Genomic DNA, 16,530 nt, shown 5'->3' with positions numbered 1-16,530 from the left:
AGTATTCTCAATGTCCGGAACCCTCGTCCTTGTCCGCCACGGCCAGAGCGAATGGAATTTGAAGAACCTTTTCACCGGCTGGCGCGATCCGGGACTGACGGAGCTCGGTCACAAGGAAGCCATCGATGCGGGGAAGCGGCTGAGGGCAAGGGGTCTCAAATTCGACATCGCCTATACGTCCGTCCTCTCACGCGCCGAGGCGACGCTGCAGCATATTCTCGAAGAGATTGGTCAGACCAGCCTTGAGACGATCCGCGACCAGGCGCTGAACGAGCGCGACTATGGTGACCTTTCCGGCCTTAACAAGGACGATGCCCGGGCCAAATGGGGCGAGGAACAGGTGCATATCTGGCGCCGTTCCTACGATGTTTCGCCGCCCGGCGGCGAGAGCCTGCGCGACACGGGCGCACGCGTCTGGCCGTATTATCTGCACGAGGTGCAGCCGCATGTGCTGCGCGGCGAAACGGTGCTGGTGGCGGCGCATGGCAATTCCCTGCGCGCGCTGATCATGGCGCTCGATGGCCTGACCGGCGAGGAGATCGTCGCTCAGGAACTCGCGACGGGTGTTCCGATCGTCTACAAGCTCAATGCCGACTCGACCGTGGCTTCGAAGGAAGTGCTCGAGGGCTGAGAGCGGGCCGCAAGGGCGGCAAATCAGTTGTGTGACAATTCCCCGACAAATGGATTGACAGACTCAGATGCGCCCCTTACATGAAACCCCGCTGCCCAGATGGCGGAATTGGTAGACGCGCACGGTTCAGGTCCGTGTGCCGCAAGGCGTGGAGGTTCGAGTCCTCTTCTGGGCACCAAATTCCCGTTTTACACCGTCCAAGACGGTCTTGAAACAAGACAAGAAGCCCGGTTTTCCGGGCTTTTTTGTTTTCTGGCGTCCGATCGTGAAATCGTATTCCCGGTTGCGTTCAACAATTCGTCCAGACCGGGGCGGACTATTTGCGCGTCGCCAGCGCGGCGGTGATCCCGAGCCCAATAAACGAAGTGCCCGCGAACCAGCGCTGCAAGCGCAGGAACCGCCTGTTGCGGCGGAGGAAGTCGCCTGCAGCGCCAGCTGCCAGTGCGAAAATCCCGTCGCTGATGATGCCGAGACCCATAAAAGTCAGCCCCAGTATGAGGATCTGCCAATGGAGGGCGCCACGGGCGGGGTCGGCAAATTGCGGCAGGAAGGCGAGGAAGAAGATAGCCGTCTTCGGATTGAACAGGTTAACGACGAAGCCGTCGCGGAAGACGCGTCGCAGCGGCTCGGCCGGTACCTCCGGTGCGTGGGGATCGAAATCGCTGGCCATCAAGGTCCGTATGCCGATCCAGACAAGATAGACGGCGCCAACATATTTGACGATCGCGAAGGCGAGTGCCGACGACACAATCAGTGCCGACAGGCCGACCGCCGCAGCCGTGATATGCACGATAGTGCCCAGATGAATACCAAGTACCGAGACCAGCCCCGCTGCCCGTCCCTGCTCGACCGAGCGGGCAACGATATAAAGCACTGCCGGGCCAGGTGTCAGCAGCAGCACGACGGATGCCCCGACGAACAATCCCCACATGGTCAAATCAGGCATGGGTTTTCTCTTGCTTCGCTTTCTCAGAGCAAACCACAACGCGGCTTCCTAGACAAGACGATGACTCTGCCAGGAGCGCACGTGCCTTGTCACGCGCTCGCCCTTCGATAAAACGCCAGCGACCCGGCAAGGGCGAGCAAGGCGCCGCCGCAGATCCGGTCCAGCCATAGCGCGCCGGATTTCCTCAAGAGGCGCACTGCACGGGAGCCCAGTATCGCGTAGCCGAACATCACACCGAAATCGATCAGTGCGAAGGTTATCGCCAGCGCTGCATATTGCGGGAATTGCGGCAACGCCGGATCGATGAACTGGGGAAGGAAAGCCGAGAAGAACAGATATCCCTTGGGGTTGGTGATGGCGACGAAAAAGCTCTTCAGGAAGACAGTACGCGGAGACGCAGGCGTATCCGTGCCGGATCCGGAACGGACCTCGAGCGTCCCCTTCGAACGCAGCAGCATGATACCGAGAAAGGTGAGATAGCCGACACCGATCCACTTCACGACCGAGAACCAGAATTCCGACGCCGCCAGCAGCGCGCCAAGGCCAAGCGCCACGGCGCCGATCAGGACAAAGTCGGAGAGCACCGCACCCGCCATGCCGTAGGATGCGGTCCTGATGCCAAACCGCGAGCCATTGGTGAGCGCCAGCAGCACCGTCGGCCCGGGCGTGGCAATGCCGATGAATGCCACGAGCGCAAATGCCAAAATTGTCAGATGTGTCATAACCCCCTCCAGGATAAATCGCGATGAGTCAGCGTCTCAGACACCATTCCCCGCACCCGGATGTCAAGTCGTGCGTGATCACGTGGTGCGGCGCTGGCCGGCCTCGCCCAGTCCCCGAATGGTTTGCGCACGCGGATAGGGTCCGAAGAGCGATGTCTTCAGCGCAACATCGACCTGCAGGGATCCAAGCAGCCGCTCTGCGTCTCGCGATCTGCCCAGCAATCGTGCGCCAAGCCGCAAGAGCGGCGGCGGTACGGAAAAAAGCCTGACCCGGACGCCCATGCCCTCAGCCAGCGCGCGCACAAGCTCCGGAGTCGAGAGGTCGTTGCCATCCGCCAGCAGCACGGTCTTGCCGGCGGCCTCCGGAAGCTGTGCAGCGCTGCAAATGATGGCCGCAAGATGGCCGACGTCCAGAAAACTGCGCCTGTTGCCGACCGCAGCCAGCGGCAGCGGCAGGCCGGTGCGGATGAGTTGTAAGAGCCGCTCGAGATTGCCCGGATTGCCCGGTCCGTAAACCAGGACCGGACGAAGGATCACCAGCTCCAGACCGGCTTCCCGCGCGATTTTTGCCACCGCCTGTTCGGCTTGCCATTTGCTCTTCGCATATTCGCTCATGGGCCGCGGCTGGTCGGTCTCCGTGAAGGGCCGCTCCGAGTAATCGCCCATGACTCCGGCAGAGCTGATGAACACGAAGCGCTTCACACCAGCCGTAGCCGCGCCGCGCGCGAGGTTCACGCTTGCATCGACATTGACACGCCGGAACAACTGCGCGGATGCATCCTGTGCCTCGCCCGTCATATGGGCACGGGCGGCCACATGGACCACGGCGTCACAGCCGGACAGCAGCGGCACCCAGTCGGTGATCGCGGTGATGTCCCCAGCCGGTATTATCGACAGGCGATCACCGTGATCGAGACCGCAGCCCTGAACAGTCCGCACCGCCGCGCGAACCCGCCAGCCCTCTGTGAGGAACCGCTTGACCGTGGCGCGGCCGACGAAACCGCCGGCGCCCGTTATGAAGACTTGGCGTTCAATGTTCATTGTTCCGGACTGTTTGCACGAGGACGAAAATCGTCCGGAAACTGCAACAGATTGGGCATTAGTTCAATAGAGTGGCGAATAGCAAACGCGCTCACCGGCTCCATGGGGATCTAATTAGCTGGCTAATCGGCGGAGTCGATATGAAGCCATTCATCGTCCTGTACGTCCGGCCGGTCATCGATCTCGCCCTGATAGGCAAGCAGGACGACAGCAACGAACGCCAGAACCAGGGTAAAGTCGTGCATTTGCCTATCCTCTTCGCAACGGAACAACGCATTCCAAAAATCAACGCCGGAAACGCGAGGGCATTGCGAGCAGTCTAATGCGAGATTTGTCGAAATGGAGGCGCAACAATAGCATCGCCACTGCGGACAGATGGTCCTCGCCATTTGATGCGTTTACGGCCTACATTCGCCATCAACGGCCGTGTATATTGAGAAATCCTGACCTGGAGCTCTAGCCTTGGATGCGTTCCCATGACCATTCGCGACCTGCCGATCCTGTCCTGGCTATTGCCGATAGGGTCGTTGGCGCTTGCTATCGGCATCCGGTATTCCGGCGGGCAACTTGGCAGCGCCCATCCTTGGGTGGCTTCGACTCTCGCCATTGGCGTGCTGCTCGCAACCGTTTTCGTCGTGCTCCAGCATGCAGAAATCCTCGCGGTTCGCCTCGGCCAGCCCTATGGAACACTTCTTCTTACATTTGCGGTAACGACGGTCGAAGTTTCGATCATCGTGTCGATGATGCTGCATGGCGAGAACAATCCGACGCTGGCCCGTCAATCCGTGTTTTCAACCGTCATGATCACTTGCGCCGGAGTTGTCGGGTTGTGCCTCACACTTGGCGGGTGGCAACATCATCAGCAGGGATTGAAACGGCAGGGGACGAGTGCGTTCCTTTCCGTCCTCACCGCACTGACGATCATTACCCTTGTCCTTCCGAACTTCACGACGATGGCGACGACACCGGGAAGTTTTGCACCGGTCCAACTGATCTTCGTCAGCTTCTGCTCTGTCCTGCTCTATGGCAGTTTCGTTTTCGCACAGACCGGGCGGCATCGTGACGATTTTCTCGACGATGGCCTGGGGCACCATGCGACGCTGGACCATGCCCCCAGGCGTGCCACCTGGGTAAACGCGGTCCTGCTCCTGACCGGTCTCGTCGGTGTCGTCCTCCTCGCAGAACAGGTGGCGATTGGTGTTGAAGACGGCCTTGCGGCCCTCCATGTAGGACAACGCGACGAGATCGTGGGCGCTTTCATTGCCCTGCTCGTTCTTCTGCCGGAAGCGCTTTCCGCCATCCGGGCCGCTTGGCGCAACGAACTGCAACGCAGTCTCAACATCGCCCTCGGATCGGCGCTCGCGACCATCGGGCTGACCATTCCTGCGGTTGGAATAGCCAGCCTGCTGGCGGGCCGGGAGCTGACGCTCGGCTTGTCGTCAGGCGACTCGGTGCTCCTGGCCCTGATATTGGCAATCAGCATTCACAGCTTCGGAACGGGGCGGACAACGGTGCTGACCGGACTGGTTCATCTCGTCGTTTTCATTGCATACCTGCTGCTCATCGCTTTCCCCTGAGATATCGCCGTCACGACTCGCATCCCATCATTTGAAAAAAATCATGCTGTTCCGGACGAAACCGCGACGTGGCGAAGGTTGGTCAACCTCAAATTTTCTATGGCAGCATTCGATTTGCGCGGTTACTTTGGTGCGATCGGGCGATTGTTGCCAGCTTACCGGCAGGGTAGGAACACCAATAACATCAAGGGACGAATGTGCATCAGGAAGTCGCATTGATAGCAACGGTTGCCGTCGGCTTCGTGTTCGCTGCCATTTTCGGATATCTCGCCGACCGGCTGCGCCTGCCGCCGCTGGTGGGTTATCTCGTCGCGGGTATCCTGATGGGTTCCTATTTGCCGGACACCATTGCCGACAGGGCTCTGGCCGGGCAGCTCGCCGAAATGGGTGTGATCCTTTTGATGTTTGGCGTGGGGCTGCACTTCTCGGCCTCGGATCTGCTGGCTGTCCGCGGCGTCGCCGTTCCTGGAGCGCTCGGGCGGATCGTGCTCGCGACGCTTCTCGGCGTCGGTCTCAGCTCTTTGCTGGGGTGGAGTTTGGGCGCCGGCCTGGTCTTCGGCCTCAGCCTTTCTGTTGCCAGCACGGTGGTCCTGCTCAAGGCACTCGAAGAACGCAATCAGATCGACTCGGTAAATGGCCGTGTGGCCGTCGGCTGGCTCATCGTCGAGGACCTCGCGATGGTGCTGGCACTGGTGCTGCTGCCAACACTTGCCGAGATTCTCGGTGCTCATGGGACAGCTGAAGCTGCACCGGCTGCCGACAGTCTTCCGATCACTTTGACGATTGCGGTGACGCTGCTCAAGGTCGCGGCCTTCACAGTGATGGCCATATACTTCGGGCCGAAAGTCGTTCCATGGATCCTCACGCTGGTGGCGCGCACCGGCTCGCCGGAATTGTTTACCCTTTCCGTTCTCGCCATTGCCCTGGGTATTGCTTTCGGATCAGCCGCGATCTTCGGCGTCTCCTTCGCGCTCGGCGCCTTCTTCGCCGGCGTTGTCATGAGCGAGTCGCATTTGAGCCGCCGGGCGGCGGCCGACTCCCTTCCCTTGCAAAATGCCTTTGCGGTGTTGTTCTTCGTTTCGGTCGGCATGCTTTTCGACCCCTCCATTCTGGTCCGCGAACCCTTGGCGGTGATCGGCGTTCTCGCCTTGATCATCTTCGGCAAGTCGCTCATCGCATTCGGCATCGTCCTGCTGCTGCGCTATCCCGTCGCAATGGGCATCAGTGTGGCCACCGGTCTCGCCCAGATCGGGGAATTCTCCTTCATCCTGGCTGGCCTCGGCGTTTCACTTGGCCTGCTGCCGCGCGAAGGTCAGGATCTCATCCTCGCAGGCGCCATCCTGTCGATCACCCTCAACCCTCTCGTTCTGCTGGCGGGCGAAGAATTGCACAAGGGCATCCGCTCGCTATGGCCCTCATTGGCCGCACAGTACGGCAAATCAAAACATGAAAGGCTTTGCCGCGACCTCGACAAGATCAGGGCGCTGAACGAAGAGCGGAACAGACAGCATCAATTGGAGATGCAGCAATTGATCGAGACTTTCCCTCTGTTCTCGGAGGTTGACGAAAACTCCCAGGAGGAGCTGCTATTGTTGTTCCGGCCGAAATCCGCCTCGCCTGGCGAACGCGTCGTCCGCATCGGTGATCGGGGCGATGGCATGTACTTCATCTCGGCGGGTGCCGTCGAGGTACAACTGGAAAGCGACCCGGTTCGTCTCGACGCCGGAGCGTTTTTCGGGGAGATGGCCCTGCTCAGTGGCGGGCGCCGCACGGCCGACGTTATCGCCGTGGATTTTTGCCAGTTTCTCGTGCTTGAACGACGGGACTTCCACGTCTTCATGTCGCGACATCCGGCGTTGCGCATGGCCGTCAGCAATATGGCGCGAGAGCGGGCAGAGATGAACGTGGCACGCCGCAATCGCAACCAGTCCCTCGACGTATCGTAGCGGCAAGAGGGCCGCCGGCAGGGCGAGGTCAAACTTTGAATGATTTTCACCCGTCTCCATTGGCACCGCGCCCGTGCATTTCCCAAAACGGCTGGAAATGACCTGAGCTTCGTCGAATTCCGCCCGTGAATCGGCAAAAATGGCCGAAGATTCTCCACTTGGACGTGAAATTCAGGCGTAGGCGGTTGTCTGCTCCGTTTCAAAACTTTCCAATGACGTTGAGGAACACACCCTCGTCATTAAGGGTAAGGTCGCGCAGATCGTCGGAGAAGCAGCCGAAATTGTAACCGACGCCCACCTTGAAATTGTCGCCGACATGGCGGTAGAGAGCGACCAGGGCACCGTAATCGGTGGTATCGGCTTGGGGCATGGCAAGAACCCGGCCTTCGATAAGCGCGTCCCAGCTCTTGATGAAACTGACATCCGCCCGGATGATTCCGAGATGCGCCGAAGACGATTCCCAAGCGGAAAACGTATTGGGATCATCCCCTTGCCGCTGGCGTACCTCGCCAAAGCGCATGCCATATTTCGCGCCGAGCACCAGCCATGGGAAGACATCGTAATTGACATCAGCCGAGATAATATGGCTGCGCTGGGCCGGTCCAAATTCGTCGCCGCTAATGGCGCTGACCTGATTTTCGCCCGGTGTGTCGCGCAGCCAGGCGTATTTGGCCAACGCATTGAGCCGGTCGTTTTCAACGGGCCGATAAGCGTAACCAACTGACATTTCTATATAATCTCCGTCACGAAACGAAGCTTCGCTGTCCTGATCCGACAGCACCGCATCCACATTGGCGAGCAGGCGCCAGTCTTCCGACGTCTTCCAGCTGAAGCCAGTCGCGATCAGATAGGTGTTGGCGTCACGGCTGTCGTCATCGCTGTCCTCGTAGCGCGCCTCACCGCGAATGCGGGCGCTGATGCGTTCCTCGTCCTTGTAGCCGATGGCCAGCGAGACCGCCTTGCGATCGAAATCGGAGCGTTCGAACCCGTCATCAGGATCGATCGTATCGTCCTCGATCGTACCGGCTTCGAAGCCGCCATCCACGGTCCAGGAACTGTCGGGTGTATAGACTACGCCATAAGTCTTCGTCAGCGAATTGCGCGTCCCGAACAGATCGTAATTGTGCTCGGCGTAGGCGGAGATTTCGTCGTCGATCTTGCGTTTGGCGCCAATGACGATGGTACCACCATCCGTACCCGAGAGATCGTAACTGCGGTCCAGATCGAAGGCGCGATCCGGATCGAGCCGGTAACCGACATAATAGCTGTCCTTTGCAGTGGGTTCGTAATTTATGGCTGCCAATGCACCAAAGCCTTGATTTCCATAGGAAATCTCGCCGTCCAGACTGATCTTTTCCGTCAGTTGATATTCCGTCCCGGCGCCGACACGATTGTTGTCCTTGATGTCACCAGAGCGCGAGAGTGTGCCCTGGCCGAAGACATAATAGCTATGATCGCCATCCGGCGCGTATTCAAGCCGCGCCCCGCTGTCGAGGCGCGAGCCATTATAACCGGACTTGCCCGAGGCGCGCGCAATGGGGGATTGCAGCTCGGTGTAGGTAAGTCCAAACGAGGCTTTCCAGTACTCATCGATCTGCCAGCTGATCGCCGACGCGCCCTTGCGTTTCGACCGGCCGCCAATGTCGCGGCCATCGAAGACGCTTTCCCCTCGGCCTTCCTGATAATCGTCATAGTTGAGTTCGAGGCCTATAGCCTTGTTCAGATCGATATCGGCAAAGGCACCCCATATGCGCTCGTCGACGGATATCTGCTCGGAAAGCGTCGAGAATCCCGCCTGTTTCTCCTCATAGTAGCCACCAAGCATGCCTTTGACGCCGCTCTTGCTGATGTCTTCAAGGTCGAGCTGTGCTCTGGTGCGCCATGACGTCGCGACGCGATTGCGCGTGCCGGTTGTGGCAACATCGCTGAGTGTCAGCCCGCCATCGGTGGAGCGAGACGTGCCAAAGCCCGGGCCCTTGGAGCGGGCAATTTCCGCCTCGATGAAGGTCTTCTCCGAATGGCGCAGCTGGATATCGGCTCCATAGGCCTGTTGATTGGCGAGGCCGGTATTTTCATCCATGCCGGTAACTCCGACGCGCACCTTGTCGGCGAACCAATGCTGGGCCCTACCGCCATAAACGTAGCCATCGAGCGTGCCAGCGACCGGTGTGAACTCATACTGCGCGATGAGGTAGACCCTGTTGCCGCCAAGCGCCCCGTCGCGTACCGGTGCATCGGTGCCCGTCGATGAAGAGAGCGGGCGCTTGAGTATCAGCATCCCCTGCAGATAGTCGAAGCTGTAATCCTCGCCGTAGCGCAGCGTTTGCCTTTCGAGAACCTGCCCGGTTATCTGATCACGCACTTCGACCGCGATCGTTTCGGAACCTATGGAAATGTCCTGACGCTTCATGAAATAAGCCGACCCGCCGGTGCCGAGGAATTCGTCGCGCTGCGGAAGCGTATCGGGTTGCGCCGCGTAAAGCGTTGTTTCCGTTTGCCTTTCACCGAAACTCGTGGTTTTTTCCGATTTGTAGATGCCGCTCGCGCCATAGAGCGCGCGGTCGGAGCGCATGAATTCCGTGCCTGTGATACTGGCTTTGTACCGTCCCCACATGACATGACTGTCGCCGCGCTCCAGCCGCACATAGAACTTGCCGTCGGTGGGCGCATCGTCAATGGCGGTCGAATCGTCGCCATAGATGGGATAATAGTCATTGGGATCGAGGCGGCGCAACAGCTGCCGCGGATCCTTGGCATCAAGACCGCGGAAGATATGATCGAGATCGTCTTCGCTGGTATCGGCCGCTGCAGTCAGGAGATATTTTCCCTTGATTTTACCTTTCACATAGAAGGCGAGGCGCCCCTTGCTGTAAATGTCATCGTACTCACCCGGACGCACCGCCTCTATGTCATTGTCACCAAAGCGTTTTCCGACTGTGAGATCGGCAAGCGCCACATAGAACCAGTCATTTTTCGGAATGTTGATGCGCCTCGTAAAATCAAGCGCACTGTCCTTGAGCAATCCCAGCACCGCGACATCGATATCGTGATCGCCAGGAGGCAAGATGCGCTGCATCACAAACGCATGGTCAGGGTCGAGCGGGATTGTGTCGCCCAGAGCCTTGACCTGGTAGCCTTCCGGCACGTTGCGGCCATAGACGGTCACCGCGCCGCCATAGACCGGAATATTGCGCCGGGCAGTGTTGTCCTCGCCCATGCCCGGCGCTGTCGCTTCGCCTTCGCCCGAAACGACATGTCTTGTATTGATTTCGGCCGGTAATTCCCAGTCGGAGCGTGCCAGGGTCCGTGCCAGCGTCTCGTCAAAACGGCCCTCGTCATCATAGACGCGAAGGATATATTTGAAGCGCTTCGTCTCATCCCTGGTTTCGGGCATGATCCACCTGGCCTCCCGGTTGATGGCAACGGGAATGATATCGAAAGGCTTTTCCGTGACCTCATCCTCGGCGTTGAGGATGCGCACTTCGGCACGCTTGATGAAGGCAGGATAATTGGACGTCGCGAGGAAATTCACGTATTCCCCGGCCTTATAGGCACGGCGCACCGGCATGGTCGAGATATTCAACAGGGTTTTGGCATCGAGCCCGTCGAACTTCACCTGAACATCGACGGTATTCAATCCGGCGCCGGTCTTACGCGTCGAAGGCTCAGGGGACTGGCCCAACTGCTTCGCTGCAGCGCGCGTCGGGCCATCCTGCTTACTCTTGACGACCGGCTCTCCGTCAACACTGATGGCAAATGGAACGGTTTTTGTCCGGTCCACCTCCTGAGCGGACACCGGAAGGCAGGTCATTGCCAGAAAGGCGCATCCTGCCCGCAGCGATTCACGTGAAACGAGAATGCCATGTGGACATGAAAAACGGCGGGCAATACGGACGAGGTTCCTGGTCATTGGCCTGCCTCCACACGTGTCTCGATGTTCAACTCATAGGCATCTCCACCCGCTTTCCAGCGTTCCCGTATCTCCTCTTCGATGGCGCCGGCTCGCTTGTCGACCAAGGGCTTTTCTGCTGTGGCCCGGTAGTTGATGCGCAATGTCGAAAGCTGTTCTTTGAGGATCGCGATAAGCTTGCCGAGTCCGTCGCTCCACTCCTTCAACAGCACCGTCTTGCGATCCTCGAAAGCCGCGTCGTTCAAATCGAGCGTCACAAGATGGCCAATCGAGGCACCGAAGGAGAGCTTCGACATCTTGCCGGCCGTCAGCCGGATCACCTTCGGGTTTTCCGTTGTCATGCTGTAACCCGCCGGCAGCGTGCGCGTGTCGAGCTTCATGATGAAGTTCGAACCGATGCGCTTGTCGGGAAGCTCGGCGCAAGCCACGTGGAAGCGGCCGTGCTTGTCCGTCGTGACCAGAAAGCCCTTAACCGTCGCGACACGAACACCTGGCAGGCCCCGTTCGCCATCGTCCTGGTAACCGTTGCCGTTCGAATCGTCGAAGACCTTGCCGACGACATCGCCGCAATCGAACACCGGATCGACCATGATCTCGATCGCCGCCGTCGCTTCCGGCGCGAGAATTTCGCCGTCTTCCTCGGCGGCCTTCGCCCGGTTGATATGCTTGCCCGGTTCGGCTGTGCTCAATGCAAGCAATTGCAGGCGGATCGTTACTTCGGCTTTCGGCCCAAGCATGACGGGCTGGAACCGGGCGTTGCGCCCATTGATAACGGGTATAGCCGCCACGCCATTGATCGTGGCCGAACCGTCGACGTAGCGGAAGCCTGACGGCAGCATGTCGGTGACGACTATCCGTCCGACATTGTCGGTATTATTATTGGTCACCTTGATGGTGAAAGGTGCCTTTTCGCCACGCCTGATCTGGCGCAGTCCGGCCTGCTTGGTGATCGTCACTTCGTGGTCGCCATAGGCCGCCGGGAGATCGAGCACCGAACGGCTTTCCGCGGATTCGAACAGTGTGCTCGTCACGCCGTCGCCGCTATACCCCAGCGCCAGAGCCTTGTTGACGGTTCCGCCTTTTACGGCCGCCCCCGCATCGATATCGGCCTGGGTGAGCTTGTAGGTTGCAGTGAATTTCTGCGCCGCGCCGGGTTCAACCGGGGACGGTGCCGGGCTGAATGCCGATAGCTTGCCGGTCCCACGGCGTCCGTTGAATACCGGGCCATCATCGGCCACGTGTACATCTTCAAGGACAGTGCCGCCCTCATTGGTCACCACAAATGTGTAGGTGACCGTTTCGTCGGGATCGGCATAGGTATTGCCGTTCTCATCGTTGAAATGGCCCGTCTTGACGAGAGCCAATTCCGGGCTTGCCGCAGCGAGTTCAATCAGTGCGGCACTCTCGCCGCTGTCCACATCGCTGTCCACACCCCCATCGCCAGGCGCTGCGGCGGGCGGAGCGGCGGCGGCCAGCACGTCACCGGAGGCCGGCACGTTTTTTGCGATCAGCAATTTTTCAGTTTTCGGCTCGATCCCCGCAAGCGAAGCCGACATGGTCGGTTTGGGTAACAGGTTGCCGTGGGCTTGCGCTTTGTTCAAGACCTTGCCGGCAGTGAAATCCGCCTGGGTCAGCACGTAGGTCGCGGTAAAGGTCGTCGTGTCGACCTGACCCGGTGCCAGACGGGGAATCGGGCCGCCTTTTATGATTATGCCAGGCAGGATGTCGGTAAGCGTGATGTTGACGAGCGTCACATTGCCATTGTTCGTTATCTTGAACGTATAAGGAACGACAGCGCCAGGCTTGTTGCCGTTCGGCTTGCCGATCTGCTTGAGGAGATCGAGCTTGGGCGCGGAGACAATGACCGTCTTGACCGTTTGAGGCGGACTTGTCACAGGCTGACCGGCGGGAGGAGTGCCTGTCGCACTCGCGGTATTCACCACTTGCCCTGCATCGACATCCGCTTGGGTCAGCGTATAGAGCGCCGTGAAGGTCGTGGTATCGACTGCACCCGGCGCAAGGCTGGCAATCGGTCCGCCCATCAGCTTGACCCCAGGCAGCGTGTCGGAGACAGACACATTAGCCAGCGTCACATTGCCGGTGTTGGTTACGGCAAAGGAGTACGGGATGGTCGCGCCGGGTACGTTGCCGGATGGTGTACCGGCGGTTTTCACGATGCTTAGGGCAGGCCCAGCTTCTACAGCCGCTACAGCCTCGCTTTCGGGACTGGTAACCGGCTTGTCACTCGACGGGTCGACCGACCCTATGGCCAGACGGTCCATCTTCCTGTAGACGCCGCTTGCCGTGGCGATATTCGACACTTTACCGGCATCGACGTCTTTCTGTGTCAGGATATATGTGGCGGTGAAGGTTTTCGCGTCACTTGCACCGGGGACAAGGCTGACGATCGGCCCTCCCTTAAGGACAATGCCAGGCAATGCATCGGATATCTTGATATCCGAGAGGGTTACATTGCCCTCGTTTTTTACCATGAACGTGTAGTCGATCGTGGCACCGGCCTGATTGGCGGATGGCTTGCTTGCGGTTTTAACCACGGTCAGTTTTGGCGTCGCATCGACACCGGTTGTGACCGGGTTTGAGTCGCGCGTGACGGGTGGACCGGTCGGTGGATTGCCCGTGACGCTGGCGGTGTTCGTCACTCCGCCCGCATCGAGATCGGCCTGCGTTACCTTGTAGGTTCCGGTGCACTGCTCCACGCTTGACGGAAGCAGTTCCGCAACGGTGCATACCGTGGCAGGGACAAGGTTCTTGTCTGTGACGACAAGGTTCTTCAATGTCACATTGCCAGTATTGGCAACCGTGAAGTCATAGGTGACCGTTTCGCCGACGCTGGAGACCGACGGCTTGTCAGCTTTCTTTATGAGCGTCATTTCAGGTGCGGGCGCAATATCGACTATGACACTGTAAAGCCCACTGCTGATCTCCCGGCCGCCGCCAGGCGGGGTCCCTTTTGCCGTTGCGGCATTGTTGACCTTGCCGGCGTCGATATCCTTCTGCGACAGCGTGTAGGTCGCGGTGAAGGTCGTTGTATCGCTCTCGCCAGGTGCGAGGCTGGCGACCGGTCCGCCCTCCAGCACAATTCCCGGGAGAACGTCAATGATGTACACATTCGTTAACGTCACATTGCCGGTATTTGTCACCGCGAAGTTATACTTGATGATCTCACCGGGAGCCTTTTTCGATGGCTCGGCTGCGGTCTTGACAAGACTGAGCTTGGGCGATGCGGCAAGCAGGGCCTGGGCTTGGCTTTCAGGACTCTTGATTTCCTCGATGGTCTGCGGCGCCACTGGCCCGCCAATGACCGGCGTTCCTTCCATGCCCCGCTTGAATGTCCCTTTGGCCGTGGCCGTATTGTTGACCTTGCCGGCATCGATATCGGCCTGCGTAAGCGAATAGGTCGCGGTAAAGGTCGTGGTATCCCTTTCACCCGGTGCGAGGCTGGCAATCGGCCCACCCTTCAGCACAACGCCTGCAAGAGCGTCGGAGACAGCGATATTGCTGAGCGTGACATTCCCCTCATTGGTAACCGTGAAGGTATAGTTGATTGTAGCGTCGACCGTGCTGCTTGACGGTTTGCCTGCCGTCTTGATCACGTTCAGTTTCGGCGCGGCGGCGGTGGGCGTGACCACCGGGTTCGAGCTAACATTCAACGGCAGTCCGGATGGGGGATTGCCGCTGACTACGGCCGTGTTGCGCACGCCGCCCGCATCGATATCGGCCTGCGTCACCTCATAGGATCGCGTGCAGCTTGCATCCTTTGCCGGCGCAAGCTCGGGCACCGTGCATATCTGCGCCGGAACCAACTTGTCATCCTTTACGGCGATATCCTTGACCGTGACATTGCCGGTATTACTCACCTTGAACGTATAGGTCAGCACTTCGCCGGCCTTGGCAATGCTTGCCTTGTCGGAGGATTTGACAAGTTCCAGCTTCGGCGCGCTCTCGACCGGCGTCGTCACATCGCTCGGCGGACTGGTCAGCGGCGGGGTGCCGGCGGGACCGGGCGGCGTCGCCCTGGCGGTGGCCGAATTCTTCACCTCGCCCGCATCGATATCCTTCTGCGTCAGCCTATAGAGCGCGGTGAAGGTCGTTGTATCCACAGCCCCCGGAGCCAGCGCGGCAAGCGGCCCGCCCTCCAGGACGATGCCCGGCAAAGTGTCGGCCACTGACACATCGGTCAGCGTCACATTGCCGGTATTGGTCAGCGTGAACGTATAGGCGATGGTCGAACCGACCGTGGTGCCCGACGGCTTACCCGCCGTCTTGACAACTGACAGTTCAGATATTTTGGGAATAGTCGTCGTGACTACTGCAGGCGGGCTGGTGAACGGCTTACCTGACGGCTGGGCCCCTGTTCCGGTCGCAATGTTGACCACTTGACCCGCATCGATATCTTTCTGCGTCAGCGTGTAGGCCGCCGTGAAGGTCGTCGTGTCGATGACACCGGCTGCAAGGGAAACCGGTCCGCCTTTGACGACGATGCCGGGAAGGGTGTCCGTGACAGTGACTCCGGTCAAGGCAATGGCACCTGGATTGGAGACCTTGAAGGTGTAATTGATGATCTCGCCAGCGACGAATTTCGCCGGAGCAATGGCAGTCTTCACAATCTCCAGGCGCGGATAACCAATGGTTACCATAGCCTTGTTGGAGAGCGTTCCAACAGCATTCCTGAAGGTATATTCAATGGGTGCCGGCGAGCCTGTGAACCCTGCAAGCGGCACAAAGGTCAACTTGCCGTTCAGATCATCATAGGTCCAAGTGCCCTCGCCCGGAACCGTAAAGCCAACCGTATCGCCGTTTTTGTCCGTCTTGATACCTGTTGCTCCAGGTGGCGCCACAAGACTGACCGATGCCTTGGCAAAATCCGTTGGCGGCGTCACTGCGGAAAAGGCCCCAGCCTTATCCTTCACCCCATCATTATCGAGAATCTGGATCGTCGACGGCGCACCGAGTTCCGCCTCGTGATTATCAGGCGTGGCCACAGGCGCGCGAAAATCCGAGCATTTGATATCGAAGGAATCAGCAGCGACATAGGACGGATTGTCTACCGAGACCTTGTACCCTTTGTTTCCCGTATGCCCCATACGGAATACGCTTGTAGAGGAATATGCTACCTCGCCGCCTGATACCGACTCGTCCTCATAGTTCTTGTCACCAATAAGGCTGAAGACTTCGGAGACGCCCGCGACTGTGCCAAAGTCACGTTTCAGTGTCGCAGCACGGGCGACGCGGGTGAAGAGAACAGGCGCCTGGCACAGGGGCACAAACAGGCTTTCATTGTTTGGGCCGTCGAGATCATTGTACAGAACATGAACATCGGCGACGACAGCAACGCCGCCCGAATCCAAGTTGATGTTATAGGTGCCGGCCTTGTAAATATACCAATCGATCCAGGCCGTGTCCTGATCGGCGGCGAATTCGCTGGGTTTGCCGTTTCTGACACCGAACGTATGGTCCAGTTTTGCGATCACGAGTTTGGCGACGAGATCGATGCCAACCCCATCTACGGAGCCCGCATTCTTGTAGATGGCACGTTTTCCCTGTCCGGTGCCAACCGTTGTCGTTTCTGTGGTATCCGGCAAATCCACCAGAACAAGCTGACCAGCCGCCGCCGGCGCAACATCCAAGATCGACAGAAGCAGCACAAGGAGCAAAGCGGACAAAATCTGGAGACGGGATATACCTGTGCTTTCAGGTCGCGCGCAATGTGTCTTCAATTTGAAAATACCCAATCTG

9 protein-coding genes and 1 tRNA gene are annotated in these 16,530 nt (G+C 59.0%); 4 read left to right on the top strand and 6 right to left on the bottom strand.

Translation table 11 applies throughout. The features are described from left to right. Positions 1 to 10 precede the first annotated feature (10 nt). Positions 11 to 631: a 2,3-bisphosphoglycerate-dependent phosphoglycerate mutase gene (locus CU103_RS02185; protein WP_106662258.1), complete on the top strand. Its 621-nt coding sequence runs from the start codon at positions 11 to 13 to the stop codon at positions 629 to 631. 93 nt (positions 632 to 724) lie between these two features. Next, positions 725 to 809: transfer RNA gene (locus CU103_RS02180), tRNA-Leu, on the top strand. A 138-nt stretch (positions 810 to 947) separates the two neighbouring features. Here the strand turns inward: CU103_RS02180 and CU103_RS02175 are convergent. The 4 genes from CU103_RS02175 to CU103_RS32455 all read right to left on the bottom strand — a co-directional run bounded on the left by CU103_RS02175 (position 948) and on the right by CU103_RS32455 (position 3,585). Then, positions 948 to 1,577, bottom strand: coding sequence for a LysE family translocator (locus CU103_RS02175; RefSeq protein ID WP_106662257.1), 630 nt, complete (start codon positions 1,575 to 1,577; stop codon positions 948 to 950). 89 nt (positions 1,578 to 1,666) lie between these two features. Then, positions 1,667 to 2,299: a LysE family translocator gene (locus tag CU103_RS02170; protein WP_106662256.1), complete on the bottom strand. Its 633-nt coding sequence runs from the start codon at positions 2,297 to 2,299 to the stop codon at positions 1,667 to 1,669. A gap of 78 nt (positions 2,300 to 2,377) precedes the next feature. Further along, positions 2,378 to 3,340, bottom strand: coding sequence for an NAD-dependent epimerase/dehydratase family protein (locus tag CU103_RS02165; protein WP_106662255.1), 963 nt, complete (start codon positions 3,338 to 3,340; stop codon positions 2,378 to 2,380). 122 nt (positions 3,341 to 3,462) lie between these two features. Beyond that, a complete protein-coding gene (locus tag CU103_RS32455; protein WP_280954577.1) occupies positions 3,463 to 3,585 on the bottom strand; it encodes a hypothetical protein in 123 nt (40 codons plus the stop codon). Between the two features lie 231 nt (positions 3,586 to 3,816). Between CU103_RS32455 and CU103_RS02160 the strand changes: the two genes are divergently transcribed. After that, a complete protein-coding gene (locus CU103_RS02160) occupies positions 3,817 to 4,917 on the top strand; it encodes a calcium:cation antiporter (protein WP_106662254.1) in 1,101 nt (366 codons plus the stop codon). A gap of 197 nt (positions 4,918 to 5,114) precedes the next feature. Continuing rightward, a complete protein-coding gene (locus CU103_RS02155) occupies positions 5,115 to 6,863 on the top strand; it encodes a cation:proton antiporter domain-containing protein (protein WP_106662253.1) in 1,749 nt (582 codons plus the stop codon). Positions 6,864 to 7,062: 199 nt separating this feature from the next. Here CU103_RS02155 and CU103_RS02150 read toward each other — a convergent pair whose 3' ends face one another. Then, positions 7,063 to 10,773 (bottom strand): TonB-dependent receptor, encoded by a 3,711-nt coding sequence (locus CU103_RS02150; protein WP_106662252.1) that lies wholly within the window; start codon positions 10,771 to 10,773, stop codon positions 7,063 to 7,065. Then, the gene (locus CU103_RS02145; protein WP_146147741.1) at positions 10,770 to 16,511 is read right to left on the bottom strand and encodes a DUF7507 domain-containing protein; all 5,742 of its coding nucleotides are present in this window, start codon (positions 16,509 to 16,511) and stop codon (positions 10,770 to 10,772) included. The genes CU103_RS02150 and CU103_RS02145 overlap by 4 nt, the downstream gene beginning before the upstream one ends. Positions 16,512 to 16,530 lie beyond the last annotated feature (19 nt).

Origin of the sequence: Phyllobacterium sophorae (genome assembly GCF_003010965.1) — a bacterium.
GTDB classification, from domain to species: Bacteria; Pseudomonadota; Alphaproteobacteria; order Rhizobiales; family Rhizobiaceae; genus Phyllobacterium; species Phyllobacterium sophorae.
The sequence above is the reverse complement of the archived record's forward strand: the minus strand, read 5'-3'. Positions and strand labels throughout refer to the sequence as shown.

What these genes read in the sequence shown, in the direction of transcription:
- CU103_RS02185 (WP_106662258.1), top strand. Translation starts at nt 11, where the DNA reads ATGTCCGGAACCCTCGTCCTTGTCCGCCACGGCCAGAGCGAATGGAAT.
- CU103_RS02175 (WP_106662257.1), bottom strand. Translation starts at nt 1,577, where the DNA reads ATGCCTGATTTGACCATGTGGGGATTGTTCGTCGGGGCATCCGTCGTG.
- CU103_RS02170 (WP_106662256.1), bottom strand. Translation starts at nt 2,299, where the DNA reads ATGACACATCTGACAATTTTGGCATTTGCGCTCGTGGCATTCATCGGC.
- CU103_RS02165 (WP_106662255.1), bottom strand. Translation starts at nt 3,340, where the DNA reads ATGAACATTGAACGCCAAGTCTTCATAACGGGCGCCGGCGGTTTCGTC.
- CU103_RS32455 (WP_280954577.1), bottom strand. Translation starts at nt 3,585, where the DNA reads ATGCACGACTTTACCCTGGTTCTGGCGTTCGTTGCTGTCGTCCTGCTT.
- CU103_RS02160 (WP_106662254.1), top strand. Translation starts at nt 3,817, where the DNA reads ATGACCATTCGCGACCTGCCGATCCTGTCCTGGCTATTGCCGATAGGG.
- CU103_RS02150 (WP_106662252.1), bottom strand. Translation starts at nt 10,773, where the DNA reads ATGACCAGGAACCTCGTCCGTATTGCCCGCCGTTTTTCATGTCCACAT.